The organism is Ruegeria sp. HKCCD4884, from assembly GCF_013110855.1.
Lineage (GTDB): Bacteria > Pseudomonadota > Alphaproteobacteria > Rhodobacterales > Rhodobacteraceae > Ruegeria.
This window is the reverse complement of sequence record NZ_WVRJ01000003.1, coordinates 457,002-471,028: the sequence shown is the minus strand read 5'-3', so window position 1 is coordinate 471,028 and position 14,027 is coordinate 457,002. Positions and strand designations below refer to the sequence as shown.

20 protein-coding genes and 2 tRNA genes are annotated in these 14,027 nt (G+C 57.6%); 18 read left to right on the top strand and 4 right to left on the bottom strand.

Annotated elements, in window-relative coordinates; all coding sequences use genetic code 11:
• Positions 1-194 (top strand): hypothetical protein (locus GS636_RS22580; RefSeq protein WP_216602843.1); only part of this gene is annotated, 194 nt, incomplete at its 5' end.
• 75 nt (positions 195-269) lie between these two features.
• On the opposite strand, the gene GS636_RS07065 is transcribed toward GS636_RS22580, so the two are convergent.
• A tRNA-Thr gene (locus GS636_RS07065) sits at positions 270-344 on the bottom strand.
• A gap of 83 nt (positions 345-427) precedes the next feature.
• On the opposite strand from GS636_RS07065, the gene GS636_RS07060 reads away from it, so the two are divergent.
• The 9 genes from GS636_RS07060 to GS636_RS07020 all read left to right on the top strand — a co-directional run bounded on the left by GS636_RS07060 (position 428) and on the right by GS636_RS07020 (position 6,238).
• Positions 428-583 (top strand): hypothetical protein, encoded by a 156-nt coding sequence (locus tag GS636_RS07060; protein ID WP_171188337.1) that lies wholly within the window; start codon positions 428-430, stop codon positions 581-583.
• A gap of 6 nt (positions 584-589) precedes the next feature.
• Positions 590-1,858 (top strand): UDP-N-acetylglucosamine 1-carboxyvinyltransferase, encoded by a 1,269-nt coding sequence (gene murA / locus GS636_RS07055; protein WP_171668949.1) that lies wholly within the window; start codon positions 590-592, stop codon positions 1,856-1,858.
• Positions 1,855-2,331, top strand: a complete 477-nt coding sequence (locus GS636_RS07050; RefSeq protein WP_171668948.1) for a DUF2948 family protein — start codon at positions 1,855-1,857, stop codon at positions 2,329-2,331. The genes murA and GS636_RS07050 overlap by 4 nt, the downstream gene beginning before the upstream one ends.
• On the top strand, positions 2,332-2,853 hold the full coding sequence (locus GS636_RS07045; RefSeq protein ID WP_171668947.1) for a GNAT family N-acetyltransferase: 522 nt from the start codon (positions 2,332-2,334) through the stop codon (positions 2,851-2,853).
• Between the two features lie 61 nt (positions 2,854-2,914).
• Positions 2,915-4,216, top strand: a complete 1,302-nt coding sequence (gene hisD / locus GS636_RS07040; RefSeq protein ID WP_171668946.1) for a histidinol dehydrogenase — start codon at positions 2,915-2,917, stop codon at positions 4,214-4,216.
• Positions 4,217-4,314: 98 nt separating this feature from the next.
• Complete coding sequence (locus GS636_RS07035) at positions 4,315-4,794, top strand: UPF0262 family protein (protein ID WP_171091315.1); 480 nt, start codon at positions 4,315-4,317, stop codon at positions 4,792-4,794.
• Positions 4,795-4,797: 3 nt separating this feature from the next.
• Positions 4,798-5,250 (top strand): low molecular weight phosphatase family protein, encoded by a 453-nt coding sequence (locus GS636_RS07030; RefSeq protein ID WP_171091313.1) that lies wholly within the window; start codon positions 4,798-4,800, stop codon positions 5,248-5,250.
• Positions 5,251-5,253: 3 nt separating this feature from the next.
• On the top strand, positions 5,254-5,652 hold the full coding sequence (locus GS636_RS07025) for a ketosteroid isomerase-related protein (RefSeq protein ID WP_171175815.1): 399 nt from the start codon (positions 5,254-5,256) through the stop codon (positions 5,650-5,652).
• Positions 5,645-6,238, top strand: a complete 594-nt coding sequence (locus tag GS636_RS07020) for a GNAT family N-acetyltransferase (protein ID WP_171668945.1) — start codon at positions 5,645-5,647, stop codon at positions 6,236-6,238. The genes GS636_RS07025 and GS636_RS07020 overlap by 8 nt, the downstream gene beginning before the upstream one ends.
• Positions 6,239-6,245: 7 nt before the next feature.
• Here GS636_RS07020 and GS636_RS07015 read toward each other — a convergent pair whose 3' ends face one another.
• From GS636_RS07015 to GS636_RS07005, 3 genes are all read right to left on the bottom strand, one after another.
• A complete protein-coding gene (locus tag GS636_RS07015; RefSeq protein WP_171091306.1) occupies positions 6,246-6,461 on the bottom strand; it encodes a hypothetical protein in 216 nt (71 codons plus the stop codon).
• A gap of 112 nt (positions 6,462-6,573) precedes the next feature.
• Positions 6,574-7,227, bottom strand: coding sequence for a DUF1826 domain-containing protein (locus GS636_RS07010; RefSeq protein ID WP_253762668.1), 654 nt, complete (start codon positions 7,225-7,227; stop codon positions 6,574-6,576).
• A complete protein-coding gene (locus tag GS636_RS07005) occupies positions 7,224-8,435 on the bottom strand; it encodes a GTP-binding protein (RefSeq protein ID WP_171668944.1) in 1,212 nt (403 codons plus the stop codon). The genes GS636_RS07010 and GS636_RS07005 overlap by 4 nt, the downstream gene beginning before the upstream one ends.
• Positions 8,436-8,706: 271 nt before the next feature.
• Between GS636_RS07005 and GS636_RS07000 the strand changes: the two genes are divergently transcribed.
• The 8 genes from GS636_RS07000 (at position 8,707) to GS636_RS06965 (ending at position 14,019) form a co-directional block, all read left to right on the top strand.
• The gene (locus GS636_RS07000; RefSeq protein ID WP_171668943.1) at positions 8,707-9,582 is read left to right on the top strand and encodes a carbon-nitrogen hydrolase family protein; all 876 of its coding nucleotides are present in this window, start codon (positions 8,707-8,709) and stop codon (positions 9,580-9,582) included.
• A 91-nt stretch (positions 9,583-9,673) separates the two neighbouring features.
• Positions 9,674-9,892 (top strand): translation initiation factor IF-1, encoded by a 219-nt coding sequence (infA, locus tag GS636_RS06995; protein WP_005978431.1) that lies wholly within the window; start codon positions 9,674-9,676, stop codon positions 9,890-9,892.
• Positions 9,893-9,903: 11 nt separating this feature from the next.
• The gene (locus tag GS636_RS06990) at positions 9,904-10,482 is read left to right on the top strand and encodes a nucleoside triphosphate pyrophosphatase (protein ID WP_171668942.1); all 579 of its coding nucleotides are present in this window, start codon (positions 9,904-9,906) and stop codon (positions 10,480-10,482) included.
• Positions 10,479-11,501, top strand: coding sequence for a ribonuclease E/G (locus tag GS636_RS06985; protein ID WP_171668941.1), 1,023 nt, complete (start codon positions 10,479-10,481; stop codon positions 11,499-11,501). The genes GS636_RS06990 and GS636_RS06985 overlap by 4 nt, the downstream gene beginning before the upstream one ends.
• Complete coding sequence (locus tag GS636_RS06980) at positions 11,498-11,680, top strand: DNA gyrase inhibitor YacG (protein WP_171091294.1); 183 nt, start codon at positions 11,498-11,500, stop codon at positions 11,678-11,680. Before GS636_RS06985 ends, GS636_RS06980 begins: the two co-directional genes overlap by 4 nt.
• 79 nt (positions 11,681-11,759) lie before the next feature.
• Positions 11,760-11,834: transfer RNA gene (locus GS636_RS06975), tRNA-Phe, on the top strand.
• A gap of 177 nt (positions 11,835-12,011) precedes the next feature.
• Entirely contained in the window at positions 12,012-13,211 is a 1,200-nt protein-coding gene (locus GS636_RS06970; protein ID WP_171668940.1) for an integrase arm-type DNA-binding domain-containing protein, read from the top strand.
• Positions 13,204-14,019, top strand: coding sequence for a hypothetical protein (locus GS636_RS06965; RefSeq protein WP_171668939.1), 816 nt, complete (start codon positions 13,204-13,206; stop codon positions 14,017-14,019). Before GS636_RS06970 ends, GS636_RS06965 begins: the two co-directional genes overlap by 8 nt.
• Positions 14,020-14,027: the final 8 nt, after the last annotated feature.

Genomic DNA, 14,027 nt, shown 5'->3' with positions numbered 1-14,027 from the left:
AGCAACTGGAAGAGCAGGCCGTTGTGCAGGCGATGAGAGCCGCGATGTCGCCTCCTCAAAATATTGAGGACCACACCCTGCTAACGGACGCCGAATTGTTGCATCGGGTCCACAGCACTGATGACCAAATCGCCTCTGTCGAACTGGCAAGAAGGCGAGCGCTTCAGTCCATCAGCCAAAACGGCACGGATTGAATGAGTGGTGGGGGCTGGGTGGGGGTTGAGGCCCTCCAGTACACCATTACATTTCGGCTAAGTTGTTGATTTTAATGGTGCTGCTGGAGAGAATTGAACTCTCGACCTCTCCCTTACCAAGGGAGTGCTCTACCTCTGAGCTACAGCAGCGCTGTGGGCGGGTGATTAGACTCAAACGAAACGCGGCGCAAGGGTGTCTGGACGGTTTTTTTCGCCTCCTGTAGAGAAAGATCATGACAGATAAAAATTCACCCAAAAAACAAGGCAAATCCGGGGAAGCGCGGGAAGAGCGTTTGAAGGCGGCGCTGAAGGCGAATATGGCGCGGCGCAAGGCGCAGGCCAAGGCGCGGGCGGCCTCGGGGGACAAAGCCGATAAGGACGAGGGATAAGAGCAGATGGATTCGATTCTTGTAACGGGCAACGGCCCGCTGAACGGGCAAATTCCGATCGCGGGGGCCAAGAACGCGTGCCTGACGCTGATGCCCGCAACATTGCTGAGCGAAGAACCGCTGACGCTGACCAATGCGCCGCGACTGAGCGACATCAAAACCATGACCGCCCTGCTGCAATCGCTGGGGGCCGAAGTGTCGTCGCTGCAGGACGGGCAAGTGATCGCGATGTCGAGCCACACCCTGACCAGTCAGACAGCTGACTATGACATCGTGCGCAAGATGCGTGCGTCTAATCTGGTGCTTGGGCCATTGCTGGCGCGGTTTGGTCAGGCGGTTGTGTCACTGCCTGGTGGGTGCGCGATCGGCGCGCGTCCTATGGACCTGCATGTCGAAGGGCTTGAGGCGTTGGGTGCAGAGATCGAACTGAAAGACGGGTATCTGCACGCCAAGGCCCCGGGCGGGTTGAAAGGCGCGGTGCATGAGATGCGCTTTGCCTCGGTTGGGGCAACTGAAAACATCGTCATGGCTGCGACGCTGGCCAAGGGAACCACTGTTCTGAAGAATGCCGCGCGCGAGCCTGAGATCGTCGATCTGGTCGAATGTCTGCGCAAGATGGGGGCCCAGATTTCGGGCGAGGGGACCTCGACCATTGAAATCCAGGGTGTCGACCGGTTGAATGGTGCCACGCATCAGGTCGTTACGGACCGGATCGAACTGGGTACCTATATGCTGGCACCGGCGATTTGCGGCGGTGAGGTTGAGTTGCTGGGCGGGCGCATGTCGCTGGTCGAGTCCTTTGCCGAAAAGCTGGACGCAGCAGGAGTCAGCGTCGCGGAAACCGAAAACGGCCTAAAAGTGGCGCGCAAGAAGGGCCGCGTTCAGGCCGTGGATGTGGTGACAGAGCCGTTTCCGGGTTTCCCGACGGACCTTCAGGCGCAGATGATGGCGCTGATGTGCACTGCCGAAGGAACCTCGGTGCTGGAAGAACGCATTTTCGAAAACCGATTCATGCACGCGCCCGAATTGGTGCGCATGGGCGCGAATATCGAGGTGCATGGCGGTACGGCCACTGTCACGGGTGTTGAAAGCCTGAAAGGTGCGCCTGTTATGGCAACGGATCTGCGCGCCTCAGTCTCGCTGATTCTGGCGGGGCTGGCGGCAGAGGGTGAAACAACGGTCAGCCGGGTCTATCATCTGGACCGCGGATATGAGCATGTGGTGCGCAAGCTGGAAGGCGTGGGTGCAAAAATCGAACGGATCAAGGGCCAATGACAGACGCAAGTTTTGAAGACGGGCGCGAGGCCCCATTAAATCTTGGTGCCGAGGACGGCGACGACCTTCAGGTCATCTCAACCCTGGCGCAGGATGCGGTTTTTCCGGTGACCGAGATGAAATGGCAGCCGTCGCAGCGCCGTTTTGGCCTGTTGTTGAACCGCTTTCGCTGGGAAGACAAAGATGCGGCCACCCGCCGTGATCGCCCGTTCGAGCGGGTGCAATCCGTGCTGGTCTTTGATTCGGTCCTTTCCGTGGCCAGCCAAGGCGTTGATCGAAGGGATACTGACATGATCATGTCCCTTCTCTCGGTCGATTTCGAAGCGAGTGAAGATGGCGCTGGTCAAATCTTGCTGACATTGGCGGGCGACGGTGTGATCCGTCTTAAGGTCGAAGCCGTCGACGTGACCCTTAAGGATGTAACCCGCCCCTATCAGGCCCCGTCGGGTCAGGCCCCGCATCACCCCGAATAGATGCAGAACAAGCGCGGTATCTCTCAGGCGTTTTCCAAACCGTCAGGAGGCGTCGCGCTGCGTCCGGCCACTGTGTTCGACGTGTTCGACATCAGCCAGGTGCTGATCCGGTCGATCACGCAGCTTTGTGTGGCCGACCACAATAACGATCCTGACCATCTGAAAAAATGGACAGCAAACAAGGATCCCGAAACCATCCGGGGTTGGTTCAAGTCAGGGTCGCAGATCTGGGTGGCCGAGCATGAAGGGCAGGTGGCTGCCGTCGGTGGTTTGTTCGAGACCGGGAAGATCACCTTGCTTTACGTTGATCCGGGTCATGTGGGCAGCGGGGTTGGGGCCGCTCTGCTCAGTCAGTTGGAACAGCAACTGGCTGCGTGCGGTTGCACCGAAGCGCATCTTGATGCGACCCGGACGGCACGGGAGTTTTATCTACGCCATGGGTGGGAAGATACCGGGCGGTGCAGTGACCGCCAGGATTTGTCCTGCTTGGCGATGCGCAAATCGCTGCACCCCGGCGACTGAGGGTTGAGGCCGCGCGCAGCGGGCGATATGTCCCATGGCGCAACGCCCGGAGTGCCTGATCATGCCCGTTTTCCTCGACGCCACATCGCCCGATTTTGAGGGTGCCTTCCAAACGCTGCTGTCAGCAAAGCGCGAAGACAGCCCGGATGTGGACGCAGTCGTGGCTCAGATCATCGATGATGTTCGCAACCATGGTGACGCGGCGGTCATCGAGTTGACTGCTAAATTTGACCGGCTAGAGCTGACACCTGAAACACTAGCATTCAGCGCGCAAGAAATCTCAGACGCGGTGGCTGAGGTTGGGGCGGAAGATCGTACGGCGCTGGAACTTGCCGCATCCCGCATCCGATCTTATCACGAAAAACAGATGCCCACCGATCACAGCTGGACGGATGAAGCCGGGGCGACGTTGGGCTGGCGCTGGTCCGCGGTTTCTGCCGCAGGACTTTATGTGCCGGGTGGATTGGCCTCTTACCCGTCCTCGGTTCTGATGAACGCGATACCGGCCAAAGTGGCAGGTGTGGAACGGCTGGCCATTGTGGTGCCTACGCCGGATGGACAAGTGAACCCGCTAGTGCTGCTGGCCGCGCAATTGGCGGGCGTGGACGAGATCTATCGCATCGGCGGAGCGCAGGCTGTGGCAGCGCTGGCCTATGGCACCGACACCATCGCGCCGGTCGACAAAATTACCGGCCCGGGCAATGCCTTTGTCGCAGCTGCCAAGCGGCGTGTGTTTGGCAAGGTTGGTATCGACATGATCGCTGGTCCGTCGGAAATTCTGGTGATTGCCGACAAGGATAACGACCCCGACTGGATCGCGCTGGATTTGCTCAGCCAGGCCGAACATGACGAAAGCGCGCAATCCATCCTGATCACCGATGATGCCACTTTCGGTCAACGCGTGACTGAGGCGGTCGAAAAACGCCTCGAAACTCTGCAACGTCGCGCTATTGCTGGTGCCAGTTGGCGCGACTTTGGTGCAGTCATCACTGTGCGTGATCTGGATGAGGCGGCGGCCCTGTCGAACCGTATTGCGCCTGAACATCTGGAACTGTGCGTCGCGGATCCGGTGGCGTTGAGCGAGAAGACAATCCACGCAGGTGCCATTTTTCTGGGTCAATACACGCCTGAAGCCATCGGCGACTATGTCGGCGGCCCCAACCACGTGCTGCCGACTGCCCGGTCTGCGCGGTTCTCATCGGGTCTCAGTGTGATGGACTTTCTCAAACGCACCACACTTAGCCAGATGACCCCCGAAGCGCTGCGCGACATCGGACCGGCCGCCGAACAACTGGCCCAATCAGAAAGCCTTGAGGCGCATGGCTTGTCGGTTACGGCCCGGCTAAACCGCTTGAATGGTTGAATTGACGCAAAGACCGGGCCCATATGGCGTTTCTGTGCGTTGCTACGCGAATTTCGTTGTTATAGGTCTGTGCTGACACAAGGATTGTAGCTGTAAAGATGACCCGCATCTCGCATATCGAACTGGATGACCGAAACCTGCCCCCGCCGACGCCGGAGATCGAGCAGGAACGCAAGGTTGCCATCTATGATTTGCTGGAAGAGAACAGTTTCTCTTTGCCCAAACGCGATGACCGCGTTGTGCCCGATGGGCCCTATCACCTGCAGTTGTCGATCCGCGACAAGCGGCTGGTCTTTGACGTTGCAACAGAGGAAGAGCAGAAAGCGGCGGAATTTCATCTGTCGCTCGGCCCCTTTCGGCAAGTGGTCAAAGACTATTTCCAGATCTGCGAAAGCTATTTCGACGCGGTGAAATCGCTGCCCCCCAGCCAGATCGAAACCATCGATATGGCCCGGCGCGGTATCCACAACGAAGGCAGCCGCGTCTTGCAGGAAAGGTTAGAGGGCAAAGCCGACGTAGACACCGACACCGCCCGCCGCCTCTTCACGCTGATTTGCGTGCTGCATTTCGGAGGCTAACGGGTGACGCCTCTGCCGCAGTCGATCCTGTTCTGTTGCGACCACAACTCGGTTCGGTCCCCGATGGCCGAAGGCATCATGAAGAAATTCTACGGCACCGGCACCTATGTGCAGTCTGCCGGAGTTCATAACGATCTTGATATTGACGGTTTCTGTATTTCTGTATGCCACGAAATCGGCGTCGAGTTGTCCCGCCACCGCACTCGATCCTTCGACGAGATGGAAGAGTGGGGCGACGACCTCAGCTCGTTCGATCTGATTGTCGCCTTGTCACCTGCCAGTCAGCGCAAAGCGCTGGAACTGACCCGGATTTTTCACCTCGATGTCGATTATTGGCCAATAATGGACCCTACCGGGATGGGTGAGACGCGCGAAACCAAGCTACACCACTACCGACAGACCCGCGATCAGATCATCAAGCATCTGAAAGACCGCTGGGGCGAACCAACGGAGTGACCCATGAACCAGACCGTTCAAACCTATTTCGAGGCATTCAACGCCGGTGATGTTGATGGCATGTTGGCCTGTTTGTCCGACGACGTGGCCCATCACGTGAACGAGGGCCAAATCCGTGTGGGCAAGGAAAAGTTCGCGGCCTTCTGCGCCCATATGAATCGCTGCTACAAAGAGAATCTGACCGATATCGTCGTGTTCGACGCCCAAGGTGGCACTCGCGCTGCGGCCGAATTCATCGTGAACGGCACCTATCTGGAAACCGACGAGGGCCTGCCCGAAGCGCACGGCCAGACCTATCGCCTGCCTGCCGGATCATTTTTTGATTTGAAAGACGGAAAGATCACCCGCGTCACAACTTTCTACAATCTTGCGGACTGGACCAAACAGGTCTCGAATGGCTGAGGTCAGCGCAGTCCGCCCCCTGACTGGAGCGGCGCTTGAAGCCGCTTTGGACGATGTCGCCCGTCTGCGGATTAAGGTTTTTCACGACTGGCCTTACCTCTATGATGGCGACCTCGGGTATGAGCGCAAGTATCTGCAATCCTACAGGGACAGTGATCAGGCCATCGTGGTCGGTGCTTTCGACGGCGACCGCCTGATCGGCGCGTCAACTGGTGCCCCCCTGACGGATCACGCCGAAGATTTCGCCGCCGCGTTTGAAGGTACGGGCCTTGATTTGGGCGACATCTTCTATTGCGCGGAGTCGGTGCTGTTATCGGAGTATCGTGGGCAGGGTGTCGGCCACAAATTTTTTGACGAACGTGAAGCCCATGCCTGCCGTCTTGGGTTCTCCAAAGCTGCATTCTGCGGGGTGCAACGCCCGGACGACCACCCGATGAGACCTGCACAATACCGCCCGCTCGACACCTTCTGGCGCGCGCGTGGTTACACGCCTCTACCCGGCGTCATTGCACAGTTTTCCTGGAAAGACATCGGAGAAGATGGCGAGACGCTCAAACCGCTACAGTTCTGGATCAGGGATCTATAGGCACCATTTACGGTGCGCGCCTGCGGCTTAAGAAACCGTATTTCACGGCCCAAGCCCGAAGCGAGAGGCGTTTGCGCTTGTCTTGTTTCACGGCTTTCTTGGATTGCTGACCGCCTTTGCGGTTGAACTCATAGACGTCAATGACACGCTCGGCGCATCCGCAGGCTTCGCCCATCCCAACCTTGGCGAAATAGAACTTCTCGAATTCTTCCTGTTTTTGCATCACCAGCCTCCTTCGTACATTCAAGCACGTCAGACCGCAGATGCCAATTCACGTTCCCGTCTGTGCAGGACTTAGAGCAGGTCCCGGGCAGAGCATGCCCGGGCATTTGTTTTCAGTGCCCCAAGATCGGGTCAAACTCACTTTCAGGGTCAAGGACCGGATCCAGAACAAGAACCAACCGCGTCTCGCCCGTGCCTTCAATCGGAGGCGAGCGGTGCAGAAAACCGGGGTCTGGTTGTGCGGGCCAGAGCGTGCCGCGTAACAGAATTGGTGCGCCGGTTGGGGTCGTGAAAACGCGCGATGGGTCTGCGCCACCTGTCGAGACCCCATATTGCGTTCCCGTTCCCTTATAGGTGCAGACGAGGCGCGCGCTCACGGCATCAATGTGGAACCTGCGGCATGCATTGGTCGTTATCACGTCCAACCGCAGCCGCAGCCATTTCGCGTTCATCAGACCGGCAAAGATATCAGACAGCGCTGCAATGTCGTCCACCAGCCGGTCGCGCTCTGCACCCGGTGGGGTGCCGCGCGCGTCGCATACTTCAGAAACAGCCTCGCGCACCAACTCGGGGCGCAGGATCACGCGGGTCTTGGGCAGTTGTTCGGGTTCAAGCCCATTCAGCCACGATTGAAAACCCTGCAAAAGTTGTCTGTTCCATATGGTTGCAGCGCAGCCGGGCTGATGAATGGCTGAAAGACTGTCCGGCGTGGTGCAAATCTCGATCCCCATAGCCGCGTCTTGGGCGATGTTCTGAACAATGCTCATGCCGCAGCCTCGGCACGGCGCCAGATCGGGAAGGGGTCTGGCAGCTTTGGCAGGTCTTCAAGACGGCTTGCAACGACAGCGGGCAGCAGTGCTGTATCCAATCGGGCTTTCAGTTTGGGCCAGTCGATACCGCTGCCGATGAACACGATCTCTTGTCGGCGATCGCCCCAGGGTTCTTGCCAATGGGCCTGCATATAAGCGCGTGCGCTTTCATGATCAGGGCGGCGGTCTTCGGGCACTGTTGCCCACCAAGTGCCCAGAGGCTGCACGGACGACAACGCGCCTGCCAGTGAAAACTCAGCCACCCAATCCGGGCGCGTGGCGATCCAGAAATGACCCTTGGCCCGGATCACACCGGGCAGATCGCCGTTCAAGATTTCAAGGATCTTTTCAGGAAAAAAGGGCTGCCGCGCCCGGTAGACATAGCTGGTAACGCCATATTCCTCGGTTTCCGGCACGTGATCGGCAAATCCATACAGCTCTTTAGCCCACATCGGGTGCTCATGCGCCTTTTCGAAGTCGAACAGCCGGGTATCCAGAATTTCGTCTGCGGCAACATCTGAGTGGTTGGTTTCAATAATCTTAGCATCCGCGTTCAAACTGCGGATGATCTTGCGCGCAGCATCCACACGGTCCGGCCCGGCGTCGGCAACCTTGTTCAAAATGACCACATCGGCAAATTCGATCTGATCGGTCAGCAAATGTACCAACGTGCGTTCATCTTCTTCCCCCATGGTCTCGCCCCGGTCACGCAGGAAATCATGGCTTGAGAAGTCATTGAGCAGATTGACCGCGTCTACAACCGTCACCATCGTGTCCAGGCGTGAAACATCCGACAGGCTTTCGCCAAGCTCATCGCGGAAATCGAAAGTTGCCGCTACGGGCAGTGGCTCGGAGATACCGGTGGATTCGATCAACAGGTAATCAAACCGCCCTTCGGATGCCAGTCTGCGCACCTCGTCCAGCAAGTCGTCCCGAAGCGTACAGCAGATGCAGCCGTTCGACATTTCGACCAACGTCTCGTCTGTGCGGGAAAGCTCGGTATCGGCGCGAACAAGATCGGCATCGATATTCACTTCGGACATGTCGTTGACAATCACGGCCACCCGTCGGCCATCGCGATTGTTCAGTACGCGGTTCAAGAGGGTTGTTTTGCCCGCGCCCAGAAAGCCGGACAGAACAGTGACCGGAAGTCGGGTTTCAGTCATTGGGTGCGCTCCTGTGTTTTTAGCCCGAATCGGGGGGCAGACGGGTGTTTGCCTTCGCCCGCTATAAATTGTCGGCTATGTAATGTTATTACATTATTAATGACAAGCCGGTTTTTGATGGGTTATCGTTTGATTGCTGAACCAGCGTCTCGCAAAACCTCCACAGCGCTTGGGTGCGGGCCAGAAGGACGGTGCGGAAACAAATGCCCTGTACATGCCGCGCCGTCCTCTTCTAGTGTCGCGGCAACTGAGTCTTAGTAGATGCCAAATCATGAAAATCGCCACTGCCGCTTACGACCTCAGCTGGCTCGACAGTTGGGCACAGTATGAAGACAAATTGGACCGCTGGGTCGCCGAAGCCGCAGGGCAGGGGGCCGAACTTCTGGTTTTCCCTGAATACGGAGCCATGGAGCTTTCGACCCTCGATGGGGTCGAGGTGGCAGGCGATCTGGAACGCTCGATCCATTCAGTGTCTGACCGAATGGGGGATGTGCAAACCCTGCACAGCCGCCTTGCGAAGACATACAACACATACATTCTGGGCGCTTCCGCCCCGGTTATGGATGGCCACGGTCGTCCAGTGAACCGCGCCGCGTTCTATGCTCCAGATGGCGCTTGCGACCATCAGGACAAACAGATCATGACCCGGTTCGAGCGTGAAGATTGGGACATTGCCCCCGGTGGTCCGCTGAAGCTGTTCAACACCGCGCTGGGCAAGATCGGGGTGCTCATCTGTTATGACAGCGAGTTCCCTTTGTTGGGCCGCGCCTTTAGCGAGGCGGATCTGATCCTTGTTCCGTCCTGCACCGAAGCCCTTTCCGGTTATTGGCGTGTCCGCATCGGAGCGATGTCAAGAGCATTGGAAAATCAATGTGTTACCGTGATGGCTTCGCTGGTTGGAAATAACGAACGGTCCGAGGCCGTGGACAAAAACACTGGTACGGGTGGCATATTCGGCCCGCCGGACAAGGGCTTTCCAGCCACAGGGGTGCTGGCCGAAGGCGTACTGAACCAACCCGGCTGGACCTATGCCGAGGTCGATTTGGAAGCAATTGCACATGTCCGTGCGGACGGCCATGTGCTGAACCGCACTCATTGGCAGGAACAAGCCCCCCGAGTCGAATCGGTCACAATATCCAGCCTTTAGGTGATTCCGCCCTTGAAATAAGGGCGAAATAGGCTCATTTAAGCGCACATCCCCGCAGATTCTGCGGGTGCAACGTAATGATGGAGACAACATGGCCAAGGAAGATACGCTCGAATTTCCCGGTGTCGTGAAGGAACTCCTGCCTAATGCGACGTTTCGGGTCGAGCTGGAAAACGGCCATGAGATAATCGCACATACGGCAGGCAAGATGCGCAAGAACCGCATCCGTGTTCTGGCCGGCGATAAAGTCCAGGTCGAAATGACCCCGTACGATCTGACCAAAGGTCGGATCAACTACCGCTTCAAGTAACGCCTGCCGCAATGGCGTTTATTTTAGGATCGGGCAGCCCGAGACGGCTGGACCTGCTGGCCCAGCTTGGTGTGCAGCCCGATGCCATCCGCCCCCCTGACATCGACGAAACACCGCTGAAAGGCGAGCTTCCGGTTCCCTATTGCAGCCGTATCACACGCGAAAAAGTGCAGGCGGTACAAGCGGATAGAGATGACATCACGTTGTGCGCAGACACTACCGTTGCTTTGGGGCGTCGCATTCTGGGTAAACCCGAAGATGCAGGCCAGGCCGCCGAATTTCTGCACGCGTTGTCCGGTCGCCGTCACCGGGTCATAACCTCGGTCGCGATACGGCGCGGGGAGCGAATATTGCAGCGTGACGTCGTCTCGCAGGTGAAGGTCAAACGCTTGTCGGATGTTGAAATCAACGCTTATCTTGCGACAGGGGACTGGCAGGGCAAAGCGGGTGCCTATGCCATTCAAGGCCCCGCAGGCGCGTTCATTCCCTGGATTTCGGGCTCGTTCACCGGCATTGTCGGTCTGCCCCTGTCCGAAACCGCCGCTCTGCTGCAGGGTATCGGCTATCCATTATATCGCGAGGCATCATGAAGGGCCGCACTATCGTTCTGGACCATATCGAGGACCGCGAAGCCGCGGCCCTTATGGTTGACGGCAAGCTTGATGACTTCCTGATTGCAGCGGACGCGCCTACGCCCGGTACGATCTATCGCGCCCGTGCCGACCGCCCGGTCAAAGGGCAGGGGGGCATGTTTCTGACAACCCCGGATGGGCCTGCCTTCTTGCGACAAGTCAAAGGGTTGGCCCCCGGCACCATGCTTCTGGTGCAGGTGAGTGGTTATGCCGAACCAGGCAAAGCCATTCCGGTGAGCAACCGGATCCTGTTTAAAAGCCGCTATGCCATTGTCACGCCCGAAGCGCCGGGCCTGAACATATCGCGCAGCATCAGGGATGAAGAAGTCCGTGACCAGTTGCTGGAAATTGCACATGAACAGATGGGTGAGAGCCGTCATGGCCTGATCCTTCGCTCCTGCTGCGTAGGCGCGGATGCGGAAGACATTGCCGAAGACATCTCGGCCATGTTGGCGCAAGCGGACCAGGTGATGAATGACGATGGCACCGAACCAGAGATTCTGAGTGAAGGCGACAGCCCTCACATCCTGGCCTGGCGGGACTGGACAGACCCGGCCGAGGTTGTCACGCGGGCCGGAGGCTTCGAAACTCATGGTGTGCTGGACGCGTTAGATGTTGCGCATGGTGTTTCCGAACCTTTGCCGGGTGGCGGATATCTTTATATCGAACCTACACGCGCATTGGTTGCAGTGGATGTGAATACCGGCGCGGACACATCCTTGGCGGCTGGGACCAAAGCCAACTTTGCCTGTGCCAAACTGTTGCCCCGCGCCTTGCGCGTGCGTGGATTGGCAGGGCAGATCACCCTGGATCTGTCACCGATGCCCAAAAAAGACCGGCGTGGTTTCGAATCCGCTCTGCGCGCTGCTTTCAAGTCGGATCCGGACGAGACGATTCTGGCAGGCTGGACCCCGCTGGGACATTTCGAACTGCAACGCAAACGCAGCCGTTTGCCGCTGGCGGAGATCCTGAAATGAGCTGCCCGATCTGCGGAGAAGACACGGTGCAGAAGTTCCGTCCTTTCTGCTCAAAACGCTGCGCAGACATTGATTTGGCCAAGTGGCTGAACGGTTCTTACGCAGTCCCTTCGCAGCGCGAAGACGACCTTGAAGCAGACGCTGAAGCCCAAGACCTTATGCCGAAACGACCGCACTGAAAAAATGTAAAAAAGCCTCTGGACACTGCCGGTGGCAAGTCATAGAACGCCTCCACCCAACGACGAATGTCGTTCCCGTGCCCGGGTAGCTCAGGGGTAGAGCAGTGGATTGAAAATCCTCGTGTCGGTGGTTCGATTCCGCCCCCGGGCACCATTTATACTTTCAGCAGTATCCAGAGGCGTCCGAAAATTTCGGTAATGCCATGATTTCGCTTTATTTACTCTCCAGGGTTGTCCAGGAGAATCTTGGGGCAGCCAAGAAAATTGGGGGTATTATTGGGGGTAATATGAAAATCACATCGCCCAAGCTTTCAATGCGATTCCCGTTCTCATGCGCTTGACCGACACAGCGATCAAAAACGCGAAACCGCGTGAAAAGGACTACAAGCTGTTTGACGGCTACGGACTGCACGTCCTCGTGACGCGGTCGGGATCAAAATTGTGGAGGATGAAATACAGATACAGGGGGCGGGAGAAGCTCCTGTCTTTTGGCCCGTATCCTCTGGTCACCTTAAAGCACGCCCGAGAAAAACGCGACGAAGCGCGTCTTATGTTGCTGGAAGATCTCGATCCTTCCGAAGAAAGGAAGCGCGCGCGCATTGAAAAAGACCGAGAACGAGAGGTGACTTTGGGTGCCGTATCCCAGGAATACTTGAACAAGCTTGAAAAGGAGGGCCGTGCGCCGGCCACGATGAAAAAGTTACGCTGGCTGGTCACGCTGATCGAGCCGCAACTTGCGGACCGACCTCTCCGACAAATCGAAGCCCAAGACGTCCTACGGCTCCTACGAAAAGTTGAAGCCAACGGAACGTATGAGACAACGCGGAGATTGAGGAGCACCATAGGTTCGGTGTTTCGTTTCGCGATCGCGTCCGGCCGAGCCTCCAGTGATCCGACCGAGCCATTGAAAGGTGCCTTGATACGCCCGACGGTCAAGTCGCGTTCGGCAATCCTGGACAGGGTCGAACTCGGGAAACTACTTAATGCGATCGATGGATTTTCTGGTCAGCCGACCACGATGCACGCGCTGCAGCTGCTGTCTTTGATGGCGCCGCGTCCGGGCGAATTGCGTCAAGCGCAGTGGTCCGAATTCGATCTGGACGATGCGGTCTGGCGCGTGCCGCCCGAACGCATGAAGATGCGCCGTCCACACAGGGTCCCGCTCGCTCCTCAAACCCTGGCCGGACTGCGCGAGTTGCAGTGCCATACGGGAGACGGCGCGTTTTTGTTTCCGTCCGCGCGAAACTGGCAAAAACCGATGTCCGAAAACACTCTCAACGCGGCGCTGAAAAGGATGGGATACGGATCCGATCGGATTACGGCACACGGTTTCAGAGCGACCTTCAGCACCTTCGCCAACGAGAGCGGGCTTTGGCACGTGGACGCGGTCGAGAGAGCGCTGGCCCATGTCGAGGGCAACGAAGTACGTAGGGCATACGTACGCGGCGAGCATTGGAGCGAACGCGTCGAGATGGCGAAATGGTGGGCGGACGAATTGGATGCCATGCGGAGGTCGACGCAAAATGAATGAAGACACGCAGCCTAACGAAAATGATTTGGAACCGATCGATCAATACACGCTCGGCGGCAGCCCGATCTTGAACCAAGACGACGTGGACGAAATCTTGGAGGAAAGCGGGGCGTGGCTCGATCCCGCGGTGAACGCGAGCGTGTTCGCCTATTGGCTCAACAATGCCGTCGAATGGACATTGCGTGCACAACTCGAAAGAAGGTTGAGCAAAGAAACGGTCTCACGTCTGAACAAGAGCATACAGACATATACGGAAGTCGCGCGTGCCTTTCATCACGACGAATTCCCACCGCCTCTACCCCCTGTGGATTGGCTCGCGGAAGTCGAAGGCTGGGTCGAGGCCGCGGAAAAAGGGCTGATCGAGCGCCAATCTCAGGGCGCTCCACGCGAAATCGAAACGATTGAATTCTTGCCGAGTGCGATCGGCCTTTTTGTGGTGGGGCACGGGATCGGAGTGGAGCGCGAGGCGTCGTGGATGAAAGACGTCGGGAAACCTGCGGTTTTTCGCTTCTTGAAGGCCACCAGAAAGAGGGTAGTGACCAGCGTTGGGCAACGCGGTTTTTCAAACCGCGTCCATCCAAAATTGGCGAAAAAAGCGCGATGGGTTCCGATAAGTGACGACAACCTCAGGAAACGCATAAACGTGGCACTCGGCTATCGCATGGAATCGGAAATGTGGACCGGCTACGCGACCCTCGACGCGGAGACCGGGGAAGCCGTGCCCGAGACCGTCAGAAAATCCGATTTCGCCTGGCGAATCCAGGGAGATTTTTTTCGCGAAATGATGCAAGTATCTGAGAAAAATTAAGAAATAAC

Excerpts from the sequence above, each read along its gene's own strand:
- GS636_RS07015 (WP_171091306.1), bottom strand. The coding sequence starts at position 6,461 with ATGCAAAAACAGGAAGAATTCGAGAAGTTCTATTTCGCCAAGGTTGGG.
- GS636_RS06990 (WP_171668942.1), top strand. The coding sequence starts at position 9,904 with ATGGCGTTTATTTTAGGATCGGGCAGCCCGAGACGGCTGGACCTGCTG.
- GS636_RS07035 (WP_171091315.1), top strand. The coding sequence starts at position 4,315 with ATGACCCGCATCTCGCATATCGAACTGGATGACCGAAACCTGCCCCCG.
- GS636_RS07060 (WP_171188337.1), top strand. The coding sequence starts at position 428 with ATGACAGATAAAAATTCACCCAAAAAACAAGGCAAATCCGGGGAAGCG.
- GS636_RS07050 (WP_171668948.1), top strand. The coding sequence starts at position 1,855 with ATGACAGACGCAAGTTTTGAAGACGGGCGCGAGGCCCCATTAAATCTT.
- GS636_RS07025 (WP_171175815.1), top strand. The coding sequence starts at position 5,254 with ATGAACCAGACCGTTCAAACCTATTTCGAGGCATTCAACGCCGGTGAT.
- hisD (WP_171668946.1), top strand. The coding sequence starts at position 2,915 with ATGCCCGTTTTCCTCGACGCCACATCGCCCGATTTTGAGGGTGCCTTC.
- GS636_RS07000 (WP_171668943.1), top strand. The coding sequence starts at position 8,707 with ATGAAAATCGCCACTGCCGCTTACGACCTCAGCTGGCTCGACAGTTGG.
- infA (WP_005978431.1), top strand. The coding sequence starts at position 9,674 with ATGGCCAAGGAAGATACGCTCGAATTTCCCGGTGTCGTGAAGGAACTC.
- GS636_RS06965 (WP_171668939.1), top strand. The coding sequence starts at position 13,204 with ATGAATGAAGACACGCAGCCTAACGAAAATGATTTGGAACCGATCGAT.
- GS636_RS07020 (WP_171668945.1), top strand. The coding sequence starts at position 5,645 with ATGGCTGAGGTCAGCGCAGTCCGCCCCCTGACTGGAGCGGCGCTTGAA.
- murA (WP_171668949.1), top strand. The coding sequence starts at position 590 with ATGGATTCGATTCTTGTAACGGGCAACGGCCCGCTGAACGGGCAAATT.
- GS636_RS07005 (WP_171668944.1), bottom strand. The coding sequence starts at position 8,435 with ATGACTGAAACCCGACTTCCGGTCACTGTTCTGTCCGGCTTTCTGGGC.
- GS636_RS06985 (WP_171668941.1), top strand. The coding sequence starts at position 10,479 with ATGAAGGGCCGCACTATCGTTCTGGACCATATCGAGGACCGCGAAGCC.
- GS636_RS07045 (WP_171668947.1), top strand. The coding sequence starts at position 2,332 with ATGCAGAACAAGCGCGGTATCTCTCAGGCGTTTTCCAAACCGTCAGGA.
- GS636_RS06970 (WP_171668940.1), top strand. The coding sequence starts at position 12,012 with ATGCGCTTGACCGACACAGCGATCAAAAACGCGAAACCGCGTGAAAAG.
- GS636_RS07010 (WP_253762668.1), bottom strand. The coding sequence starts at position 7,227 with ATGAGCATTGTTCAGAACATCGCCCAAGACGCGGCTATGGGGATCGAG.
- GS636_RS06980 (WP_171091294.1), top strand. The coding sequence starts at position 11,498 with ATGAGCTGCCCGATCTGCGGAGAAGACACGGTGCAGAAGTTCCGTCCT.